Genomic DNA, 20,761 nt, shown 5'->3' on the forward strand with positions numbered 1-20,761 from the left:
TTAACAAAAGGAACTATGGTCCATCGACCATGGTCTATGGACCAAAAAGAATGAACGAAAACAAAAACATACCACCACAAAAGCTCCCCCTTCAGGGGGCGGGGGGGGCACTTGTTGTCCTTGGTGCCGGCGAAAGCGGGGTGGGTGCGGCATACCTTGCGCAACAGCAGGGCTATGATGTTTTTGTGTCTGACTTTGGTGCCATAGCACCGCATTATAAAGAGCAGCTGCAAGGCTGGGGTATCCGTTTCGAAGAGAATCAGCATACCGAGGCGGAGATACTGAAGGCGGTGGAAGTGATAAAAAGTCCTGGGATACCTGATAAGGCTCCCATTATCAAAAAAATAAAAGAAAAGGGCATACGGGTTATATCCGAGATAGAGTTTGCGGGCAGATATACTGATGCAAAAATAATAGGCATAACAGGCTCAAACGGAAAAACCACAACTACCAGTCTTACTTACTTCATCCTTAAAAACGCGGGATTGAATGTGGGTTTGGCGGGCAACATAGGCAAAAGCTTTGCCTATCAGGTGGCTACAGAAAAGTTTGATACCTACGTGCTTGAGCTAAGCAGCTTTATGCTGGATGATATGTATCAGTTTAAAGCAGATATAGCAGTACTGTTAAATATCACACCCGACCATTTGGACAGGTATGACTATAAGCTGGAGAACTACGCTGCATCGAAGTTCCGCATCACGCAAAATCAAACTGCCAATGATGTATTTATTTATTGTGCGGATGATGAAGAAACGTTAAAAGGGATGGATGGGAAAACCTTTAACGCGCAGCAGCTGCCTTTCTCTATAAAAAAAAAACTTACGCCGGGAGCATACCTCAGCGGCGACAAAATTATTATACAAACCAATCAACAACCTTTTGAGATGACCATTACAGAACTGGCCCTGCAAGGCAAGCACAACATTTATAATTCTATGGCATCAGGTATTGTTGCCCGCGTGCTTGATCTGCGCAATGACTCGATACGCGAGAGTATGGCGCAATTCAAAAACATTGAGCACCGGCTGGAGTTTGTTGCCAAAATATCGGGCATCAGCTTTATAAACGACTCAAAAGCTACCAATGTTAACTCCACCTGGTATGCTTTAGAGAGCATGACCAGCGATGTTGTGCTGATATTGGGTGGTGTTGATAAGGGAAATGATTACAGCATGCTGCGCGACCTGGTGAAGCAAAAGGTAAAGGCCATTGTGTGTTTAGGTAAGGATAACCAGCGCATACATGATGCCTTTGAGGATGATGTTGATGTTATTGTAAATACTACATCAGCACAAGAAGCCGCTACCGTAGCGTATCACCTGGCAACAAAAGGCGATACCGTATTACTATCGCCGGCATGCGCCAGTTTTGATCTGTTTAAAAATTACGAGGATAGAGGCGCGCAGTTTAAAGAAGCGGTGAAGGAGTTGTAGAATAGTCCATGGTCCATAGTCAATGGTCCATGGTGAATTAAGAAAACTAACTATGGACTATGGTCCATGGTCTATGGACAATAAAAATGAACCAGATAGTAAACAACTTAAAAGGAGACAGGTGGATATGGCTTATTGTCATACTGCTTTCGCTTATTTCATTGTTATCGGTGTATAGCGCTATTGGGTCATTGGCGTACAAGCGCGGGGTGGGTGCAGAGTCTATATTAATTAAGCACCTGGCCATTATGATTGGCGGATTAGTGCTGATGTACATTTCGCACAAGCTGGATTACCGTTATTACGCGGGTATTAGCAAGTTGTTGATGTTCATTACTATCCCACTATTGTTATACACGCTGGTTTTTGGCGCAAAGCTGAACGAAGCCAGCAGGTGGATAGCCATACCCGGAACAGGTTTAAGCTTCCAAACATCAGATATGGCCAAGCTGGCCCTGATAACTTACCTGGCAAGGGTGCTATCGCGCAAGCAGGAAAATATAAAGGATGTAAAAAACTCTTTTATCCCTATCATCAGTTCGGTGTGTTTGGTGTTTGTATTAATAGCGCCGGCCAACTTATCTACCGGCTTAATGCTGTTTGGCGTGAGTATACTGTTGCTGATTATTGGCCGCATAAGCATTAAGCAAATAGCGGTAGTATGTGGTGCCGGACTGGTGCTGTTGGTTATAATGTTAGCAACCGGGGTTGGCGGCAGAAGTGGTACGCACTCGTCAAGGATAGATGTTTTCCTTCATCCCGAAAAGGCTGATCCGGCTAAAACGTTCCAGTCAGACCATGCAAAAATTGCTATTGCAAGCGGTGGTTTTTTTGGTAAGGGCCCCGGCAAAAGCAGCGAGGTAAATTACCTGCCGGAGGCTTATTCGGATGAGATCTATGCCATAATTGTTGAGGAATACGGCATGTTCGGCGGTATTGTATTGGTGGGTATATACCTGTTTTTACTTTATCGCTGTATAAAAATAGTAACACGCGCGCCAAAAGCTTTCGGGGCTTTGCTGGCGGCAGGCTTAAGCTTTAGCCTAACCATACAAGCCTTTGCCAACATGGCGGTGGCCGTTGGCCTGGGGCCGGTTACGGGTGTTCCGCTACCATTTGTAAGCATGGGTGGCACATCTATGCTGTTTACCAGTATAGCCTTTGGTATTATACTATCGGTAAGCAGGGATATTGATGAACCTAAGGGTGCAGAAGAGGAAATAAGTTCGGGAAATAAGATAGTGGTAGGGCAAATTAGCCCCCTAACCCCCTGAAGGGGGAACTATGGTTTGATACCGGATTTTGGAATTTCGATTTCGGATTTGGTAAAGAAAAAGAGTAAAGTTTAAACGACGCGGTAAAAGAGAAATAATGAAAGAGCAAGGCCAGCAACCCAATCAAAAGCTCCCCCTTCAGGGGGCGGGGGGGGCACGCGTTATCATTAGCGGCGGTGGTACAGGGGGGCATATCTTCCCGGCTATTGCTATTGCCAATGCTTTGAAAAAAATGGATCCTGCTACCGAGATATTATTTGTTGGGGCCAGCGGTCGTATGGAGATGGAGAAAGTACCTGCAGCCGGTTATCGCATTATAGGTTTAGAGATACAGGGTATACAACGGGGTTCAATAGTAAAGAACCTGATGTTCCCGGTAAAGCTGGTAAAGAGTGTATTTAAGGCTTTGCAAATAATCAGGGATTTTAAGCCTGATGCCTGCGTTGGAGTGGGTGGATATGCATCGGGACCTTTATTGTACGCGGCTTCAATAAAAGAAATACCTTATTTAATACAGGAGCAAAACTCATACGCGGGTAAAACCAATAAATGGCTGGGTAAAAAGGCGCGTAAAATATGTGTTGCTTTTGATGGGATGGACAAGTTTTTTCCCGGTGCTGATATTATAAAAACGGGTAACCCCATACGGCGCGAGTCGGTTGATATTGCGGGTAAGCAACGCGAGGCGTTGGAGAGCTTTAAGCTATCAGCAACCAAAAAAACCATACTGGTTACAGGTGGTAGTTTAGGTGCCCGTACTTTGAATAATAGTATAAAAGCAGGGTTAGATCAGTTAATAGCGGCTGATGTACAGGTGATATGGCAAACAGGCAAATTTTATTATAAAAACCTGATAGCCGAATTGGGCGAGAACTATCACCCTAATGTGTGCATTAGAGAATTTGTAAACAGAATGGACCTGGCTTATGCCGCTGCTGATGTAATAATATCGCGCGCGGGTGCCGGCACCATAGCCGAATTATGTGTAATTAAAAAACCGGTTATCCTGGTGCCTTCGCCTAACGTGGCAGAGGATCATCAAACAAAAAACGCTTTAGCACTGGTGCAGGAACATGCTGCTGTTTTTATAGCCGACCGCGACGCGGAAGCCAAACTGGTTGACAAAGCAATTGCGCTTTTAAATGATAGACACGAACAAAAAATATTAGGCGACAACATTGGTAAGCTGGCCATGCCAAATGCTGATGAGGTTATCGCTAAAGAGGTTATCCAAATAACAATTAACAATTAATCCGGCTCTCCTCTGTAAAAGGAGGAGAGCTTTTTAAGAACATGGAACTACAAAACGTACAAAGGGTGTATCTGGTAGGCATAGGCGGCATAGGCATGAGTGGCCTGGCGCGCTATTTCCATAAATTGGGTTGTGTTGTTTATGGATACGATAAGACGCCTACTGACCTGACCGATCAGCTGCATCACGAAGGGATACAGGCAACTTTTGATGATAACAGCGAATGCATACCCAAAAGCTTCCGCGATTTTGACGAAGGCACACTGATAATTTATACTCCTGCCATACCCGCAGACTCAGCCATACTTAACTTCTTTAAAAATAAAGGCTTTACCCTATACAAGCGTTCGCAGGTGTTGGGGTTGATCAGCAAAGGCAAATACACTATAGCTGTTGCAGGCACGCATGGCAAAACTACTACATCAAGCATGGTGGCGCATATACTTAAAGATTCGGGCAAAGACTGCTCGGCGTTTTTAGGCGGTATCTCGTCCAATTACCAAACCAACGTGTTGTTTGGCGATAACGATATTGTTGTGGTTGAAGCGGATGAGTACGACAGGTCTTTCCTTACGCTGCATCCTGATGTTGCCATTATAACATCCATGGATGCCGATCACCTGGATATCTATGGCGATCACGGCCGGTTAACAGAATCTTTCCAACTGTTTGCATCGCAGCTAAAACAGGGCGGTACGCTTATTCATTATAAAGGCCTGCCCCTGGATGGCGGACTAACTTATAGTATTGACAGCAATGCCGATGCCCGCGCCGTAAACATTCGCGTGGAAGATGGCGATTTTTATTTCGATTTTAACAACGCCGCCATCAGCATAAATAACATAAAGCTGGGCATAGCAGGTTTGCATAACATAGCTAATGCTACCGCTGCTATTGAAGCCGCTTTATTGGTAGGCGTACAAGCTGATGATATAAAGAAAGCTTTAGAAAGCTTCCGCGGGGTTAAGCGCCGGTTTGAATACATTATAAAAAACGACCAACATATTTTTATTGACGATTATGCGCATCATCCCGAAGAGTTGAAGGCGGCAATATCATCAGTAAAGCGCTTGTATCCCGGTAAAAAACTCACAACAATTTTTCAACCGCATTTATTTACCCGCACCCGCGATTTTGCCGATGGCTTTGCCGAAGCATTGGATATGAGCGACGAGCTGTTGATGCTGGATATTTACCCGGCCCGCGAGCTGCCCATTGAAGGCGTAAATTCTGATATGATAATGCAGCGTATGCAAAGCCAAAGCAAGCATAAATACAGCATGCAGGAGGCCGTTGAAAAAATCAGAAAAGAACAACCTGAACTATTGCTTACAGTAGGAGCAGGCGATATTGATACACTGGTACAACCATTAAAACAGGCATTACAGCATGTGGAATAAAAGACTATGGCGCAACATTTTTATAGGATTTGCCTGGCTGGTTAGCCTGGGCGGCCTGGTTGTGCTCATGAGTTTTATCGGGATCAAAAAATCGGGCGTGGTTTGCAAGTCTGTAAAGGTTTACATTCCGGGTAGCCAGCTTTTTATTGACAAGCAGGAGGTTGACCATATTTTGCAATCGGGTAATTTTTTGCTGGTGGGGTTAAGGATGGAGAACATCAAAATGCACGATTTGGAGAACAGCCTTAGGGCCAACCCCTTTATTGAATACGCAAAGGTGTATGGCGATATGGATGGCACATTGGTTATAGAAATAAGTCAGCGGCAGCCTATTTTACGTATGCTTAACCGTTTTGACCAGGACTTTTACATAGATCAGCACGGACTTAAACTGCCTTTGTCGCCCAACTTTACAGCCAGGGTGCTGGCAGTTAACGGATTTATAGAAGAACCCTTTGGCGGCCGGGTTGACACCCTGCGCACCCAGATAGCGCGCGACGTTTTTAAGACGGTTAGTTTCATCCATAGCGACACGCTTTGGGACGCGCAGATAGCTCAGATCTACGTAAATGCCAACCAGGAAATTGAGCTGATACCCCGTGTGGGCAGCCAGCGCATATTACTGGGCAACGCCGACTCGTTGGATGTGAAGTTTAAAAACCTGCTTGGTTTTTACAAACAGGCCCTGCCAACAATGGGTTGGGAGGCATACAAAACAATTAATATAAAATACACCAATCAGGTAATTGGTATAAAAAATACAAAGGCCGATTCGCTCAGGTTAGCAACACCAGCGCCTGCAGATTCGGCCACATTAGCTAAAGATACATCTCAAATAATGCATTAATATGGATAAAAGTTCAACTCAGGAAAAAAGTTCGCCTATTGTGGTAGGGTTAGACATTGGGACTACCAAAATATGCGCAATTGTTGGTCGCCGAAGCAAGAACGGAAAAATAGAAGTGTTGGGTGTCGGCAAAGCCGAATCTGCGGGGGTAACGCGCGGTGTGGTGTCCAACATTGATAAAACGGTTCAGGGCATAGGGCAGGCGGTTGACATTGCAGGCACACAATCAAACGTAGAGATACGGGTGGTAAACGTGGGCATTGCAGGGCAGCATATAAAAAGCTTGCAGCACAGGGGGCTCATAACCCGCCGCGATCTTCAGTCGGAAATAGGCCGCAAGGATATAGACAAGCTGGTGGAGGATATGTATAACCTGGTTATGCCTCCGGGCGAGGAGATCATCCATGTATTGCCGCAGGAGTTTACTGTTGATGGCGAGCCGGGTATAAAAGATCCTATCGGTATGGCAGGGGTACGTTTGGAGGCCAATTTTCATATCATTTCGGGCCAGGTCACAGCAATAAAAAATATCGTTAAGTGTGTTAACAAAGCAAGCCTGGAGAGCCAGGAACTGATACTTGAGCCGCTGGCATCGTCAGAGTCGGTTTTAAGCGATGAAGAAAAAGAAGCCGGTGTAGTACTGGTGGATATAGGTGGTGGTACAACGGATGTTGCCATCTTCCACGAAGGGATTATCCGTCACACCGCGGTAATACCATTCGGTGGTAACAGCGTTACCGAGGATATCCGCGAAGGCTGCTCCGTAATGCGCAACATTGCAGAGCAGTTAAAGGTACGTTTCGGTTCTGCATTAGCCGAAGAGAACCGAGAGAACGAGATTGTATGTGTGCCTGGTTTACGCGGCCGCGAGCCAAAAGAGATCTCTGTTAAAAATCTGGCCTTTGTTATCCAGGCGCGTATGGAAGAGATTGTAGAGCATGTTTACTACGAGATAAAATCGTCCGGCTACGAAAAGAAACTGATAGCGGGCATAGTAATAACCGGTGGTGGTGCTCAGTTAAAGCATTTGCCACAACTGGTTGAGTTTGTAACCGGATTAGATTGCCGTGTTGGTTATCCTAACGAGCATTTGGCAAAAAACGAACTGCTGCCTAAAAATGTTTACGAGGAAATGCAAAGCCCAACCTTTGCTACCGGCATTGGCTTGTTGATAAAAGGCATCCAGAAAATGGAGTATGACGGCTTAACATTGCCACAGGTGGAGACACGTACAGAAAAACAAAAATATACCGACGACCGTAAGTTTGGTTTGCTAGGTAAAATATTAGAGAGCGGAAAAAAGTTTATTAAAGACGATATAAAAGACGAAGACTTTTTGAAATAAACAGCCCCACCCAACCCTCCCCGGAAGGGAGGGCTTAAAGCTGCTATTCAAAGTCTCCCCTTCCGGGGGGAGATTTAGAGGGGGCTGGGGTCGTAATTTTCAACAAGCATTAAACTTTTCCACATAATACACAATTGTGGAAAAAGCTTGTGGAAAAAGTTATATTATTACAATGGTTTAATCTACTGAATCGTCAAATACCAAATAGCTGAAAAACAAGGATTATGCAATTTGAGATGTTAAAAGAAAAGTCGTCTATCATCAAAGTTATTGGTGTTGGCGGCGGTGGTGGCAACGCGGTTAACCACATGTACAAGCAAGGAATAACCGGTGTCGACTTTATTATATGTAATACCGATGCCCAGGCGCTTGAGTTAAGCCCTATTCCTAATAAAGTACAGTTGGGTGCCAGCCTTACCGAAGGAATGGGAGCGGGATCGATCCCCGAAGTTGGTAAAAACTCAGCTATAGAGAATATTGACGATATAAAGCAAATGCTGGGCACCAATACCCGCATGCTTTTCATCACCGCAGGTATGGGTGGTGGTACAGGCACAGGTGCAAGCCCTATAATTGCCAAAGCCGCCCGCGAGCTGGATATTTTAACGGTGGGTATTATTACCACGCCGTTCTCTTTTGAAGGCAAGCGTCGCCGTATGCAGGCCGAAGAAGGTATGGAAGAGTTTAAAAAATATGTAGACTCTTACCTGGTAATATCTAACGACAGGCTGCGCCAGATCTTTGGTAACCTTACATTAGGGTCTGCCTTTGCACAGGCGGACAATATATTGACCACGGCCGCAAAGGGCATAGCCGAAATTATAACACTGCCCGGCTATATCAACGTTGACTTTAAAGATGTGCGCACTGTAATGAAAGACAGTGGCGTATCTATAATGGGTAGCTGCTCTGCCGAAGGCGAGAACCGCGCGCTTAAGGCTGTAGAAGGTGCTTTGGCATCGCCGCTGCTAAAAGATAATGAAATTGAAGGCGCGCGTTATATATTGCTTAACATAAGCTCTGGCGAAAAAGAAGTAACCATGGACGAGGTAAGCATTATTACCGATTACATACAGGAAGAAGCCGGCTTAGCTGCCGATTTGATATGGGGTAACTGCCGCGACGAAAATTTAGGCGACAAAATATCGGTTACTATTATAGCAACCGGTTTCCAAACTAAAGACGAGCGCGAGAAAGAACATAACAGCAAAAAAGTAGTGTCTATGTTGGTGCCCGATGCACCTATGGTAAGGCCCGTTAACGAGTTTATTACTCCCGTTAATGAGCTTGTTGCACCGGAGAGTTCGTCCCTGTACTTAAAAAATCAGAAAGAGGAGCAGGCCCAAACCGGATTGTTCGATCTATTTGCAGCCAAACCACAGGCATCAGAAGAAGATACGGGTATGGTGAGGTTTAATCTTCAGGAAGAGGAGCCGGTAGCGCAGGCAGAAGAAAGCGATGTGCCTGAATTTACTTTCAAACTTTCTGAGCCGTCTTCGATATTAGACATGCAGATAGAAGATATTGAAGAGGAGGAAGAAGAGGCTGTAGAGGAAGAAATAGCTCCGCTTGCAGTTATAGGTGCCGACGACAATAAAACCGATGAATCTATTGAGGAGCAATTGCGTAAATCGCGCGAGCGTATTATGAGATTGAAGGACCTTAGCATGAAATTGCGCAGCGGTAACATACAAGAGATGGAGAATGTGCCTGCTTACAAGCGCAAAGAAATAGCTTTGCAGGAGCCGCCTGCTTCTAACGAAACACAGGTATCAAGGTTCTCCCTGCTTCCTGATGACGAAGGCAGAACAGGCATTCGCAATAACAACTCTTTTCTGCATGATAATGTAGATTAGTGAGATAGAATCAAGAATCAAGAGCCAGGAATTAAGATTTCTGGCTTTTTCTGTAAGTAAGGATCTTAATTCTTGCTTCTTGTCTCTTGCTTCTCATATAGCTATATTTGCAAATTAAATACACAGTACATTGGATTTATTTGATAAGATTTCGAAAAGTATGGGCGGCCCGTTAGGGCAGCATCAAAAGTGGTCGCATGGGTATTTCTCCTACCCTAAGTTAGAAGGCGAGATAGCACCGCATATGATGTTTAACGGGAAGGAACATTTGGTTTGGAGCCTTAATAATTATTTAGGCCTGGCTAATCATCCCGAAGTTAGGGAGGCTGATGCCAAAGCAGCGGCAGATTACGGTATGGCCTACCCAATGGGCGCGCGGATGATGTCGGGAAATTCAATACACCACGAAGAGTTAGAAGCCAACCTGGCCAAATTTGTAGGTAAAGAAGATGCTTATTTGTTAAACTATGGTTACCAAGGCATGGTATCAATAATTGATACGCTGGTTGACCGTAATGATGTTATAGTTTATGATGCAGAATCGCATGCCTGTATAATTGACGGTCTGCGGATGCATATAGGTAAGCGTTATGTATACCAGCACAACGATATTGAAAGCTGCGAAAAACAGCTGGAGCGTGCTACCCGTTTAACAGAACAAACAGGCGGCGGCATACTGCTGATAACCGAGGGTGTTTTTGGCATGTCAGGAGCGCAGGGGCGTTTAAAAGATATAGTTGCTTTAAAGGAAAAATTCAATTTCAGGATGCTGGTTGATGATGCGCATGGTTTTGGTACCATGGGTAAAACCGGAGCCGGCACACACGAAGAGCAGGACTGTATTGACGGCATTGATGTTTATTTTGGCACCTTTGCCAAATCAATGGCAGGCATAGGTGGTTTTGTTGCTGCCGATAAGCAAATTGTTGATTACCTGCGTTATAACATGCGCTCGCAGATATTTGCCAAGGCATTGCCAATGCCAATGGTTATCGGGTTAAAAAAACGTTTTGAGTTGCTGGTATCGCAGCCACAGCTACGCGAAAAACTATGGCAGATAGCCAACGCGCTGCAAAGTGGCTTACGCGAGCGTGGTTTTGATCTGGGTGTTACCAATACCATGGTTACCCCGGTATTTTTAAAAGGCGATTTGTACGAAGCTACCGCGCTTACCCGCGATCTGCGCGAAAACTATGGCATATTTTGTTCAATAGTTATCTATCCGGTTATTCCGAAAGGATTGATCGTTTTGAGATTAATTCCAACCGCGGCTCACTCTTTAGCCGATGTGCAGCGCACGCTTGATGCTTACACCGAAATGGGCGAAAAGCTTAAGGCGGGTCATTATAAAAGCGATAAAGTTAAGGCGGTTTAATAAATCGCTATCTAATAAAGCAAAAAGCACCCGGCTTAAACGCCGGGTGCTTTTTTGTTGCTGCAAAATGGTTATAAAGCCCTCATAATAAGTTGATTTAACCCTTAGAGGCGTTAATTTTTAAAAAAAACGGCTTACTTAATAGGTAAAATTTTTTTTTTCGATAAAACGTATTAGATTAGCTTAACAAAAACAAAAAACCTCAAATTATATTAAAAAGGAGTAATTTAAATGGAAAAATTTACTGAAGTAAAAAACTTAATTGCGTCGTTAGAAGCAGATGCAGACAAGTTTTACAACAAAGGCAACAGCGCTGCCGGAACCCGCGTGCGTAAAGGTATGCAAGATCTGAAAAACCTGGCTCAGTCAATTCGTTTGGAAGTTCAGAATGCTAAAAACAAAGCTTAATTAGCTTTTTTTGCTGATTATAGAAAAGAAATTTGAACCCCCGGGTATACGGGGGTTTTTTTATGCGGTTATTTTTGCAAGCTCCTTTTTAAACAGATCAACAGTACTGCTGCCAACCTGTACTAAAGGCAGGCGCACGGTGTCGCCGCAAACGCCTAACACGCTCAACGCGGTTTTAACTCCCGCCGGGCTGCCTTCAACAAAGCACAAGCGGGTAAACTCCACCAGGCTAAAATGTGCTTTTTGCGCGGCAGCATAATCGTTATTAAGTGCGGCGCGTACCATATCAGACGTTTGGCGTGGCAAAGCGTTTCCTATAACGGTTATTGCACCCACGGCACCAAGCGCCATCATAGGCAGCGTAACCGGGTCGTCGCCTGATATCAGCAAAAATCCTTCTGGTTTATCGCGCATTATCAGGTTAAACTGCTCAAAATTGCCCGATGCTTCTTTAATGCCTATAATGTTTTTAAAATCGTGCGCCAAACGCACGGTAGTACCGGCGCTTACATTACTGCCTGTACGGCCCGGGACGTTGTATAAAATTATTGGCAGTGGCGCAACCGCCGCAATGGCTTTATAATGCTGATAAATGCCTTCCTGGGTAGGCTTATTGTAGGATGGACTAGCTGATAGAATACCGGCATAACCTGTAGTGTCAAAAGCCTTAATTTGCTCAATTATATCGGCTGTGTTATTACCGCCAATACCGGCAACAAGGTCAATACGTCCGCGGTTAACTTCGGCTGTAAAGGCCCATACCTTCTTTTTCTCTTCGGCAGTTAACACAACATTTTCACCAGTAGTGCCTAAAGACACTATGTACTCAACGCCACCCTCAATTAAATACTCTATCAGGTTTCTAAGCGCGTTAAAGTCTATCTCGCCGTTTGCTTGAAAAGGCGTTATAATAGCTACACCCGTTCCGTAAAATTTGTTCATTATCCGAATTAAAAGGTCGCTAAGATAATAATTTTAGTTGTGGATATGAGCCCGGATGCTGTTTTAAACCAAAAAATCTAGCTTACCTATAGATTTTATTAGAGGGTAATCACGAATACAAAATGTCATACTGAATTTATTTTTCAGCACCACACACGCTAAGCAGGCGTGCATGTCCTGTGGGATGCCGAAATAAATTCGGCATGACGGCTTGTAGCGCACATTAAAAATTTATGCCTAATCTAAAAGCTGATGTGGCATTACTGCCTGAATTGAATGACCAGCCATACATCACCCTGAAAGTAAAGTACTGTAAGCCCACGCCCACTTCGTAATAGTTTTTCAAATCAGGCGTAGAAAGGTAGTTTACGTTTAAAATTTCCTGCAATTTAAGCTTGCGTATTAATGGCAGCTTATTGGTTATAAAGCCCGAAAAGTTATGCTCTAAATGGCCCTCCAGGTATTCTTTTTGCGTACTGAAGCGATAGTAATCCAATAGCAGGAAACTGTTTAAACCTCCCTTGTACAAAAGCACCTGGTTGCCGTTAAAATGGTGATAATCGGTATAAAATAAACTGCTATTGCTCAGGAACTTTCCTGCCGAAAGATAGAACGAAGACCTGCCATAAACACCCATACTGATGTTATACTTAGAAATATCAGCAGAAATTTGCGTATAGTCTACATCAGAACCTAACACGTTTTTAAGCCCCTTGGTAAGCGTTAATCCAATGGTAGGATATTTTGATTGAACATACCTTCGTCCGTTTGGATAGGTTTCGTATTTATTGCTGAAGTTGTAAGTGGTGCGCAATCCAATTTTAAACGAGGTATTATCCGGAAAAAGCGGCACATCAGCGGCCGGCACCAACGGATTGTTTGAGGTAAACGCCCTTTGCCTGTTAAAAAAGCTGTAATCAGACGAGTTGGCTAACCAATGGCGGTTGGCCCATTCAACGCCCAGGCTACCCTGCCAGCCACCGGCAATACGGCCGCCAACTGATGCAGAAGCAAAAGTTTTTTGATAGAGTTTTTGAAAATTTTGCCGTTGCAGCAGTGTATAAACAGAATTAATAAAGGGGCGGATAGGTTGGGTGTTGTTCATATCCACAACATCAGAGCCACCGCTTACGCTCAGGCTGAGCTTTCCTGCCGGGATGTTTACTGTGGCATTAGCATTCAGCAACCTGTTGGCAAAGCCATAACGGATGTTTGTACGAACGCTGAAATTTTTGTTGTTAACTGTATCTATTCTTTTGATATACGAAGCGCTGTAATTAATAGCAAGCCCCTCAACCGTATTAAATAACAGCGATGCGGGTATGGCATCAAAGTGGTACGACTCACGCTCGTAGCGGTTACGGATATTGATGCCGCCCGTAATAAAATTACGTAGCCTTACTTTGTTGTTTCGCAGATCCAGCGAGTCGAGATACTCTTTTGATTCGCGCCGTTTAGCAAGCGCTTCTTTTTTCTGATAATCGTTTTTTTCTTCCAGCGTAAGCGGTATGGGTCTTTGCTGTAACCAGTACACGCTGTCTTTTTTATTTACATCACGGGTAATGCGCAGCAGCTCGTTAAAGCTCTTTTTGCCAAAAGTTGGGTTAATATCATAATTGTTATAAACCGAAACAAAGTAACCGGCCAGTTTAAATCCGAGCAACCCGGCAGTAAAATCAAATCTAACGGTTGATGGCATCCAGGCTTTTTTATCAACAGGCAAAAATTGCTGGTTTACCTTCACCGTATCAACAAACCTTATATTGGCTTTTTTGGTAATAAAAAGCTCAATACCTACCACCCGCCAGCTATCCTCCTGTATATAAATAAAGCCTTCAAAACATGGGTCGTGCTCGCGGCGGGGTATAACCTGTATCTTGTTTACCTCCTGTCCGTCTTGCGTAGTTTGGCCTATATATTTATAACGATAATAAAACAGCGCGTTATCGGCAATTGGCGATACCAGCGGCCTTAGGCTAATTTCGTCCCAGTTTTGGTAATTCTCATAAAAATCTACTTTCAGGTCTGATGCCCTGTTATAGCTAAAAGCCCTGTTATTACCTGATACCTTTGATGATATCATTTCTTCGTGCACCTGGTCGGGGTAACTAAAGCTGTATTTTGACTCAGACTCTGATAAATAAACTATCCCCCGCCTGTTGGAGTCAAGGCCCATTCTGCTGGTCATTTGCTCTATATCCCTGCCTAAAAACCGCTTCGGCGCATCCAACAGCTTTTGCAAACCTTTAATATATACATCGGCAGTGTAGGCTTTAACCTCCTGTAAATGAAATTTACGTTTTTTTATGGCCTGGCGAATAATGGCATAAGCAGGATCTTCGCCCGTTGCGCTGATAGATACCGTTTGCAACTGGTAAACCTCGGGCTTAAGGGTAATATTTTTTGACTGGTTCTGCTTCAGGTCGAGCTCAAACAGCTCCTGGCGGTAACCAACAGCTCTGTATATTATAGTGCGCTTGCCGGCTTTAAGGTTAAATGTGTATTCGCCTTCATTATTGGCAGAAGTGCCGCTTGTTGTATTTTGTATATATACACTTGCAAACGGAACCGGCCGCCCCGCCTCATCCGTTATTTTTCCGCTTAAGGTAAATTGTTGTGCCGCCGCCGCAAAGCACATAAAAAATAAACATATTGTAATTAGGGCAGGTTTCATGTAAATAGTTTATGCTAATATGCGGTTTATTAACAAAACTACATGCCGGGGTAATGTTAATTACTGTTAAATATAAACGCATAAAAAAACCTGCAAACTTTTAATATTGCAGGCCTGGTGTTTAAATCATCCGCCGTAGGGTCGCCGGGCATTTTTATGTAACTGTCGTCAGTAAGCGTTTAATAATATTAATGACCAAAGTCATGCTGTTCCAGCGTAATTTGCCTTTTTATGCTTTCTTCAAGAGATATAAAGGTTTCAGTACGTTGTATCCCTTTAACACCCTGGATCTGCTCATTCAATACTTCGCGTAAATGCGTGGTATCATGACAAATAATTTTGGCAAAAATGCTGTAGCTGCCGGTTGTATAATGTAGTTCAACTATCTCTTTTACAGTCTTTAACTGTTTAACGGCCTCGTTATATTGCGAACCCTTTTCAAGAAATATACCCAAAAACGCGGTGATATCGTATCCCAGTTTCTGTGGGTCAACTTCAAGGCTGGCGCCCTTAATAACGCCCATCTCCTCCAGTTTCTTCATGCGCACGTGTATTGTGCCACCAGAAACTATTAATTCCTTAGCGATCTCGGTGTAAGGAGTGGTCGCGTTTTTCATTAATATTGATAAAATCTGTATATCCAGATTATCAATTTCTAAATTTTGCGCTTTTCTGTGAGACATAAATTTGAATTTCAATATTTAAATACAAGTTTAATTAAAATTTGTATAAAAATAAAATAATTTTGTTGAAATATTTGCAAGAAAGATGTGGCTATATTACTTTTGTATCAAGCAATCGATAAAACCTAATCGTCGTTCTTATAAAATATAATGTTGGGTGGTGAAATTTTTGGCAGACACACCTCCTTGTCCCGGTGGCGGAGATCATAGGAAACCCGAAGCGGGCTAACTACTCTGTGGAGGTTCGAATCCTTCCCCAACAGCAATTCACTGGCGTGAATTTTATACTGTAGGATGGTGAAATTTTTGGCAGACACACCTCCTCGTCGCGGTGGCGGAGATAATGGGAAACGCTTAGCAATAAGCATAACCACTCTGTGAAGGTTCGACTCCTTCTCCTACAGCCTCTTCTCATAATTTAGGTTTATAATTGGTTAGTAAAGGCCCCTGCCCATCAGGGGCTTTACTTGTTTTATACCTTTTTTGTACTAAAAAATAGTCAATTATACCTTCGTTTTAAATTACCTTTATGTATTATTTCAAAATGGATGAATAGATATTTAATTATAGCGTTTGGAGTGGGTTTAATATTATGTATAGGCACTTGCGTTTATTTTGTGGCAGGTGTTAGTTCAACATTTCCGCCAATTAAAACCTATGATTACAAAAGGAACATAGATGAATTTAAAAGTGACATGAATAAGTTGGCCGTTTCGAACAAAAATATTTTATATAGAATTACTGACATAACAGGCGATTCAAATACTGGCTACAAGTATTATTTCGATATTTTTATAAAAGAGCCGAAAAGGAATCTCCAATATCACGCCTTTTATGATAAAACCGACTATTGGTTTAAAGATAATAAGACCGAAATAGGACTTGTGTTTGCGTACGACCAGACACATTCAGTTGGGGGGTATGGGGTTAATGCTACAGGAATAGCAAATCTTATTAAGGTATTTGAAAAAGAAATTATTTATAAACTACCAAAATAAAAACCCTTCCGGTTCTCTCCGGAAGGGTTTCTTAAAATCAAGGAAATCCCTTAATCCTATAAATCTTAGTTCAGACTAAAAGAATTTAAAACCAACACTCAAAGCCCAAAGGTTTTGGCGCTGACCGTAGTTTTTATTTACATCGGTAAGGCCGCCTTCATACCTTAAATCGGCAGTAATAGCGCCAATATCAACGCCGGCACCCACCTGGTAGCCCAATGTGCTGTTTTTGTAGTTGCCAAAATCGGCATAGGCACCATTAAAATTGGCCGAGAAGTTTTGGCTCTTATCCATAATATAAGAGTAGATAGGGCCACCCATAATGCGGAAGTTAAAGCTGTCATCGCCAATTGCAGTACCTAACAAAAGCGGTACGTTTAAAGTAGTAAATTTAACGTCGCCGCTGTAGTTGGTGTTATTAGCGGTTGAGTTAAACTTACCGCCTTTGCTGCTTACATAAACTTCGGGTTGTAAGTAAACCCCGCTGCCTACACGGGCAAATAAACCGGCCTGATAACCGGCTACTGTTGATTCATTCAAATTATCGGTAGCTATCTTTGAAAAATTAACGCCACCCTTTACGCCTAAACTAAATTGTGCCTTAGCGCTGATGCTCACTGCCATCAGTAACGCTGCACCTAATAAATACTTTTTCATAAATAATGTAGTTTTAATAAAAATAGTGCTTTTAAGTAAAGCTATATTTTTAATATAAACAATTGCTATACCAAAATTTTAAAAATGCCAATCAGGTTATTTTTATATTTGCCCAAAATATATAACTATGGCAGAGGTAACTATCAGTAACAAAGACTGGGAACGGGTAAAAATTAAGTTACAAAGAAAATATAATCATCTCACCGATCAGCAATTAAATTACACAGAGGGCCAGGAAGAAGCCTTAATTAATACCATAATGCAGCTGGTTAACCGTAAACGCGAATACGTGGTGTTTACGTTGCAAAAAGCTTTGGCTAATATGGACAACAACAGACTGTAAAATCTCTGTTAGTTGTTTCATTAATAAAGATCTAATTTTTGTATTTTTATTTTTTAAGTTTATTTAAGTGCGTGTGATGGAAAAATATAAAAAGATCATTTTGTCCGCAGGGCTGCTGACATTAGCTGTAGGCACATGGAGTTTTAAAGACGACTTGTTTCAGATCTCAAAAAATCTGGAAGTGTTTGCCTCGTTATACAAAGAGGTAAATGTTAACTATGTTGACGACATCAACTCGGCAGAGATGCTTAAAACCGGTGCCGACGCCATGCTTAATGGCCTTGACCCCTACACCGAGTTTGTTCCCGAATCGGAAATTGAAGATTATAAGCTCCATTACGTAAGCACACAGTACGGGGGCATTGGCGCGAGTATTTTTTTGCGTGATAACAAAGTTTTCGTTTCAAGCGTGTTTGAAGCCTATCCGGCCCAAAAAGCCGACGTTAGGGCCGGCGACCAGATAATTTCTATCAACGATGTCCCGCTGCAGGGTAAAGATAACGACCAGGTAAGCACGTTGCTTAAAGGATCAAACGGAACTGCGGTTAAACTGGTGGTTAAGCGCGAAGGCGATGCCAATCAGTTAATAAAAAGCGTTGTACGCGATGAGATAAAGCAACCTAACGTATCCTACTCTGGTATGGTTGATGGTAACATGGGCTACATAAAGTTGGATAAGTTTCTGGAAAACTCTGCGGATGAAGTTACCAGCGCCCTGGTTGCAATAAAAAAGAACAACCCGGCAGGCGTGATACTTGATCTGCGTGGAAACGGCGGCGGTATTTTGCAGGAGGCTGTGAAAATTGTTAACCTTTTTATACCGCAGGGTGTTGAGGTGGTATCGCAAAAAGGAAAAGTGAGGGAGAAAAGTTATGTATACAAAACTATGGCACCCGCAATTGCTCCGGATTTGCCTTTGGTGGTGTTAACAAACAACAGGTCGGCCTCTGCTTCAGAAATTGTGGCTGGTGCCATTCAGGATCTGGACCGTGGTGTTGTTATTGGTCAGCGTAGTTATGGTAAGGGTTTGGTTCAGCAAACCTTCTCATTGCCCTACAATAGCCTGGTTAAAATTACTATCGCTAAATATTATGTGCCATCAGGCCGTTGCATACAGGAACTGGATTACGCGCACCGTAAAGACGATGGCAGCGTAATTAAATTTGCTGATTCAACTTTGCATGAATTTAAAACCAAAGCCGGTCGTTCTGTTTATGATGGCAGCGGTATTTATCCGGACATTTCTGTTAAGCAGGAACGTTATGCAACCGTTACCCAAACCCTTATTGGCAAGCTATTATTATTTGATTACGCCACTAAGTATCGCGATGCCCACCCAAAAATTGCCGATGCCAAGACCTTTGTTTTGAGCGATGCTGAATATAACGACTTTGTGAAATATCTTGCCGGTAAAAACTACAGCTATAATACGGTATCAGAAAGAACGCTTGACATCTTAAAATCAGACGCTACCAAAGAAAAGCAGTTTGACCAGATCCAGGCGGAGTATGATATTTTGAAAACCAAGTTAATGAATAGCAAGAAAAACGATCTGCAAATTCATAAAACAGAAATAAAGCAAGCTTTAGAGAACGAAATAGTGTCTCGCTACTATTACGAAAAGGGCCGCTTTGAAGCCAACCAAAAGTATGATAACGAAATGGCCCAAGCCGTAAAAACCTTACAGGATAAAGCCCTTACCGCAGCAGTACTACGCGGAGATGGCAATTATAAAGTTATTGGTAAGCCTGTTTTAGCCATGGCGGATAAAAAAGCTGACAATAAGGAAAAGGAATAGTTCAACTATATATTTAAAAAAAAAGCGGCCCTTTACCAGGGCCGCTTTTTTTATTGAGTAAACTTTTTTGATTTGAAGTTGTCTTACATCCAAATAAATTGATAGCTATGAAAAAGATAACATTAATTGCCGCTACCGTTTTTAGCAGTTTACTTTATACATCAGCCAATGCGCAGATTAGTTTAAATGTAAACATTGGCAGCCAGCCGGCCTGGGGGCCCGTTGGATATGATTACGTAGAAAATTATTACCTGCCTGATATTGACACTTATTATGATGTGCCAAATCACCAGTATGTTTATTTGGATAATAACGTATGGGTACGCTCGCGCAGGTTACCGGTTCGTTATGCCAATTATAACATTAACAATAACTATAAGGTTGTTGTTAACGAACCCCGCCCATGGTTAAGGGCCGATGTTTACCGCACTAAATATGTAACCTACAAAGGCCGTCACGATCAGGTTATTATCCGTAACAGCCCCGACGTGAAATATAAAGCCCATTGGAAACCGGGTAAAGGCCCTAAAGGTCCGAAACCAGGTCATGGTCCACGTCCGGGCGGTCCGCATCCGGGTCCTGGTGGCCCGGGTCACGGTCCGGGTAAGGGACATGGCAAACACTAATTTCAATAAAAAAGCCGCCCCAATTGGGGGCGGCTTTTTTATTGAAATGCTTTAACGCTTATTTATAATCATCAGCGGATGGAACACTCGCCACCCGGTAGGTAGTATTGCCGTCTTTTACCACAGCCTCATAATAAACACCATCAGGCGCAGCAAAATAATTAACGCCGTTAAGGGTTACTTTCTGGCTGCCATCGGGCAGTTTACCAACGGTGTCGCCAATTTTTGGCAGGGGAGCCATGTTGCTGTCATTATCAGTATTTAAAACCCCGTCTTTGCCGGCAACTACATAAATGGTTTCGCCCTTATCATTAACCTGCGCGGTGTAATACACTCCACGATACTCATAATATTGCGCGCCGTTAATAACTATTGAATGCGCGTTTTTTGGCAAATTAGGTATAGCTGCTCCAACCGGCGGATCGGCTACGGTATATCCACCTGTATCATTAGGGCGGTAAAATGCGCCACCGGAATAATAATATAAACTGGTTCCAAAGTAAAAAGGATAAAATCCCGGAGCCATTGCCCCCATACGGAAACCTAAGTTAGGGTATCCCCACACACCCAGGCCCGCGCCGTAAAAACCACGGTTATAACCCAGCCCCAAACCCATTGAAAATGCCGGTCGGTAACCAAAACCACCACCGCCGCGCGCTATATTTACACCACCACGAACGCCGCCGGTACCGCGCCTTTGCGCATCGGCGGTTAATACCATTGCACACATTGCTCCGGTTAGCAACAAACCGGTAGCATACTTAAATATACTGGCCATTTTCTGAAAAATTGTTTTGTGGTTGTTAGACTAATTTGGCTTGAAATGGTTTAAATCTGCGCGTGAGAT

The 20,761-nt window shown here is 43.2% G+C and carries 18 protein-coding genes and 1 tRNA gene; 14 read left to right on the forward strand and 5 right to left on the reverse strand.

The features are described 5' to 3' along the window. Nucleotides 1-50 precede the first annotated feature (50 nt). From murD to ACFQZS_RS11085, 9 genes are all read left to right on the forward strand, one after another. The gene (gene murD, locus ACFQZS_RS11045) at nucleotides 51-1,436 is read left to right on the forward strand and encodes a UDP-N-acetylmuramoyl-L-alanine--D-glutamate ligase (RefSeq protein WP_377100153.1); all 1,386 of its coding nucleotides are present in this window, start codon (nucleotides 51-53) and stop codon (nucleotides 1,434-1,436) included. An 86-nt stretch (nucleotides 1,437-1,522) separates the two neighbouring features. Beyond that, on the forward strand, nucleotides 1,523-2,710 hold the full coding sequence (locus tag ACFQZS_RS11050; protein ID WP_377100155.1) for an FtsW/RodA/SpoVE family cell cycle protein: 1,188 nt from the start codon (nucleotides 1,523-1,525) through the stop codon (nucleotides 2,708-2,710). A gap of 97 nt (nucleotides 2,711-2,807) precedes the next feature. Next, a complete protein-coding gene (gene murG / locus ACFQZS_RS11055; protein ID WP_377100157.1) occupies nucleotides 2,808-3,962 on the forward strand; it encodes an undecaprenyldiphospho-muramoylpentapeptide beta-N-acetylglucosaminyltransferase in 1,155 nt (384 codons plus the stop codon). 41 nt (nucleotides 3,963-4,003) lie between these two features. Continuing rightward, a complete protein-coding gene (murC, locus tag ACFQZS_RS11060) occupies nucleotides 4,004-5,362 on the forward strand; it encodes a UDP-N-acetylmuramate--L-alanine ligase (protein ID WP_377100159.1) in 1,359 nt (452 codons plus the stop codon). Next, nucleotides 5,352-6,209 (forward strand): cell division protein FtsQ/DivIB, encoded by an 858-nt coding sequence (locus ACFQZS_RS11065; protein ID WP_377100160.1) that lies wholly within the window; start codon nucleotides 5,352-5,354, stop codon nucleotides 6,207-6,209. The genes murC and ACFQZS_RS11065 overlap by 11 nt, the downstream gene beginning before the upstream one ends. Nucleotide 6,210: 1 nt before the next feature. Continuing rightward, nucleotides 6,211-7,554 carry a cell division protein FtsA gene (gene ftsA, locus ACFQZS_RS11070; protein WP_377100161.1) on the forward strand — a complete coding sequence of 448 codons (1,344 nt, stop codon included), beginning with the start codon at nucleotides 6,211-6,213 and terminating at the stop codon, nucleotides 7,552-7,554. Nucleotides 7,555-7,778: 224 nt separating this feature from the next. Continuing rightward, complete coding sequence (ftsZ, locus tag ACFQZS_RS11075; RefSeq protein ID WP_377100163.1) at nucleotides 7,779-9,410, forward strand: cell division protein FtsZ; 1,632 nt, start codon at nucleotides 7,779-7,781, stop codon at nucleotides 9,408-9,410. A gap of 130 nt (nucleotides 9,411-9,540) precedes the next feature. Continuing rightward, nucleotides 9,541-10,785: an aminotransferase class I/II-fold pyridoxal phosphate-dependent enzyme gene (locus ACFQZS_RS11080; protein ID WP_377100164.1), complete on the forward strand. Its 1,245-nt coding sequence runs from the start codon at nucleotides 9,541-9,543 to the stop codon at nucleotides 10,783-10,785. A gap of 231 nt (nucleotides 10,786-11,016) precedes the next feature. Beyond that, the gene (locus ACFQZS_RS11085; protein ID WP_377100166.1) at nucleotides 11,017-11,193 is read left to right on the forward strand and encodes a histone H1; all 177 of its coding nucleotides are present in this window, start codon (nucleotides 11,017-11,019) and stop codon (nucleotides 11,191-11,193) included. Nucleotides 11,194-11,253: 60 nt separating this feature from the next. On the opposite strand, the gene dapA is transcribed toward ACFQZS_RS11085, so the two are convergent. From dapA to ACFQZS_RS11100, 3 genes are all read right to left on the reverse strand, one after another. Continuing rightward, on the reverse strand, nucleotides 11,254-12,135 hold the full coding sequence (dapA, locus tag ACFQZS_RS11090) for a 4-hydroxy-tetrahydrodipicolinate synthase (protein ID WP_377100168.1): 882 nt from the start codon (nucleotides 12,133-12,135) through the stop codon (nucleotides 11,254-11,256). Nucleotides 12,136-12,358: 223 nt separating this feature from the next. Continuing rightward, nucleotides 12,359-14,809, reverse strand: coding sequence for a DUF5686 and carboxypeptidase regulatory-like domain-containing protein (locus ACFQZS_RS11095; protein WP_377100170.1), 2,451 nt, complete (start codon nucleotides 14,807-14,809; stop codon nucleotides 12,359-12,361). A 188-nt stretch (nucleotides 14,810-14,997) separates the two neighbouring features. Next, complete coding sequence (locus ACFQZS_RS11100) at nucleotides 14,998-15,492, reverse strand: Lrp/AsnC ligand binding domain-containing protein (RefSeq protein ID WP_377100172.1); 495 nt, start codon at nucleotides 15,490-15,492, stop codon at nucleotides 14,998-15,000. A 151-nt stretch (nucleotides 15,493-15,643) separates the two neighbouring features. Here ACFQZS_RS11100 and ACFQZS_RS11105 point away from each other — a divergent pair. After that, nucleotides 15,644-15,755 (forward strand) — tRNA-Asp (locus tag ACFQZS_RS11105). Nucleotides 15,756-16,040: 285 nt separating this feature from the next. Continuing rightward, entirely contained in the window at nucleotides 16,041-16,490 is a 450-nt protein-coding gene (locus tag ACFQZS_RS11110; protein WP_377100174.1) for a hypothetical protein, read from the forward strand. A 75-nt stretch (nucleotides 16,491-16,565) separates the two neighbouring features. On the opposite strand, the gene ACFQZS_RS11115 is transcribed toward ACFQZS_RS11110, so the two are convergent. Further along, nucleotides 16,566-17,147, reverse strand: coding sequence for a porin family protein (locus ACFQZS_RS11115; protein ID WP_377100176.1), 582 nt, complete (start codon nucleotides 17,145-17,147; stop codon nucleotides 16,566-16,568). A gap of 127 nt (nucleotides 17,148-17,274) precedes the next feature. Here ACFQZS_RS11115 and ACFQZS_RS11120 point away from each other — a divergent pair, with 127 nt between their 5' ends. The 3 genes from ACFQZS_RS11120 (at nucleotide 17,275) to ACFQZS_RS11130 (ending at nucleotide 19,914) form a co-directional block, all read left to right on the forward strand. Then, on the forward strand, nucleotides 17,275-17,490 hold the full coding sequence (locus tag ACFQZS_RS11120; protein WP_377100178.1) for a hypothetical protein: 216 nt from the start codon (nucleotides 17,275-17,277) through the stop codon (nucleotides 17,488-17,490). 76 nt (nucleotides 17,491-17,566) lie between these two features. After that, nucleotides 17,567-19,288, forward strand: coding sequence for a S41 family peptidase (locus ACFQZS_RS11125; protein ID WP_377100180.1), 1,722 nt, complete (start codon nucleotides 17,567-17,569; stop codon nucleotides 19,286-19,288). Nucleotides 19,289-19,395: 107 nt separating this feature from the next. Next, a complete protein-coding gene (locus tag ACFQZS_RS11130; protein WP_377100181.1) occupies nucleotides 19,396-19,914 on the forward strand; it encodes a hypothetical protein in 519 nt (172 codons plus the stop codon). A gap of 58 nt (nucleotides 19,915-19,972) precedes the next feature. On the opposite strand, the gene ACFQZS_RS11135 is transcribed toward ACFQZS_RS11130, so the two are convergent. Then, nucleotides 19,973-20,692, reverse strand: coding sequence for a DUF6515 family protein (locus ACFQZS_RS11135; RefSeq protein ID WP_377100183.1), 720 nt, complete (start codon nucleotides 20,690-20,692; stop codon nucleotides 19,973-19,975). Between the last annotated feature and the right edge of the window lie 69 nt (nucleotides 20,693-20,761).

Origin of the sequence: Mucilaginibacter calamicampi (assembly GCF_042676765.1) — a bacterium.
Classification (GTDB): domain Bacteria; phylum Bacteroidota; class Bacteroidia; order Sphingobacteriales; family Sphingobacteriaceae; genus Mucilaginibacter; species Mucilaginibacter calamicampi.

What these genes read in the sequence shown, in the direction of transcription:
- murD (WP_377100153.1), top strand. Translation starts at nt 51, where the DNA reads ATGAACGAAAACAAAAACATACCACCACAAAAGCTCCCCCTTCAGGGG.
- ACFQZS_RS11050 (WP_377100155.1), top strand. Translation starts at nt 1,523, where the DNA reads ATGAACCAGATAGTAAACAACTTAAAAGGAGACAGGTGGATATGGCTT.
- murG (WP_377100157.1), top strand. Translation starts at nt 2,808, where the DNA reads ATGAAAGAGCAAGGCCAGCAACCCAATCAAAAGCTCCCCCTTCAGGGG.
- murC (WP_377100159.1), top strand. Translation starts at nt 4,004, where the DNA reads ATGGAACTACAAAACGTACAAAGGGTGTATCTGGTAGGCATAGGCGGC.
- ACFQZS_RS11065 (WP_377100160.1), top strand. Translation starts at nt 5,352, where the DNA reads ATGTGGAATAAAAGACTATGGCGCAACATTTTTATAGGATTTGCCTGG.
- ftsA (WP_377100161.1), top strand. Translation starts at nt 6,211, where the DNA reads ATGGATAAAAGTTCAACTCAGGAAAAAAGTTCGCCTATTGTGGTAGGG.
- ftsZ (WP_377100163.1), top strand. Translation starts at nt 7,779, where the DNA reads ATGCAATTTGAGATGTTAAAAGAAAAGTCGTCTATCATCAAAGTTATT.
- ACFQZS_RS11085 (WP_377100166.1), top strand. Translation starts at nt 11,017, where the DNA reads ATGGAAAAATTTACTGAAGTAAAAAACTTAATTGCGTCGTTAGAAGCA.
- dapA (WP_377100168.1), bottom strand. Translation starts at nt 12,135, where the DNA reads ATGAACAAATTTTACGGAACGGGTGTAGCTATTATAACGCCTTTTCAA.
- ACFQZS_RS11095 (WP_377100170.1), bottom strand. Translation starts at nt 14,809, where the DNA reads ATGAAACCTGCCCTAATTACAATATGTTTATTTTTTATGTGCTTTGCG.
- ACFQZS_RS11100 (WP_377100172.1), bottom strand. Translation starts at nt 15,492, where the DNA reads ATGTCTCACAGAAAAGCGCAAAATTTAGAAATTGATAATCTGGATATA.
- ACFQZS_RS11110 (WP_377100174.1), top strand. Translation starts at nt 16,041, where the DNA reads ATGAATAGATATTTAATTATAGCGTTTGGAGTGGGTTTAATATTATGT.
- ACFQZS_RS11115 (WP_377100176.1), bottom strand. Translation starts at nt 17,147, where the DNA reads ATGAAAAAGTATTTATTAGGTGCAGCGTTACTGATGGCAGTGAGCATC.
- ACFQZS_RS11120 (WP_377100178.1), top strand. Translation starts at nt 17,275, where the DNA reads ATGGCAGAGGTAACTATCAGTAACAAAGACTGGGAACGGGTAAAAATT.
- ACFQZS_RS11125 (WP_377100180.1), top strand. Translation starts at nt 17,567, where the DNA reads ATGGAAAAATATAAAAAGATCATTTTGTCCGCAGGGCTGCTGACATTA.
- ACFQZS_RS11130 (WP_377100181.1), top strand. Translation starts at nt 19,396, where the DNA reads ATGAAAAAGATAACATTAATTGCCGCTACCGTTTTTAGCAGTTTACTT.
- ACFQZS_RS11135 (WP_377100183.1), bottom strand. Translation starts at nt 20,692, where the DNA reads ATGGCCAGTATATTTAAGTATGCTACCGGTTTGTTGCTAACCGGAGCA.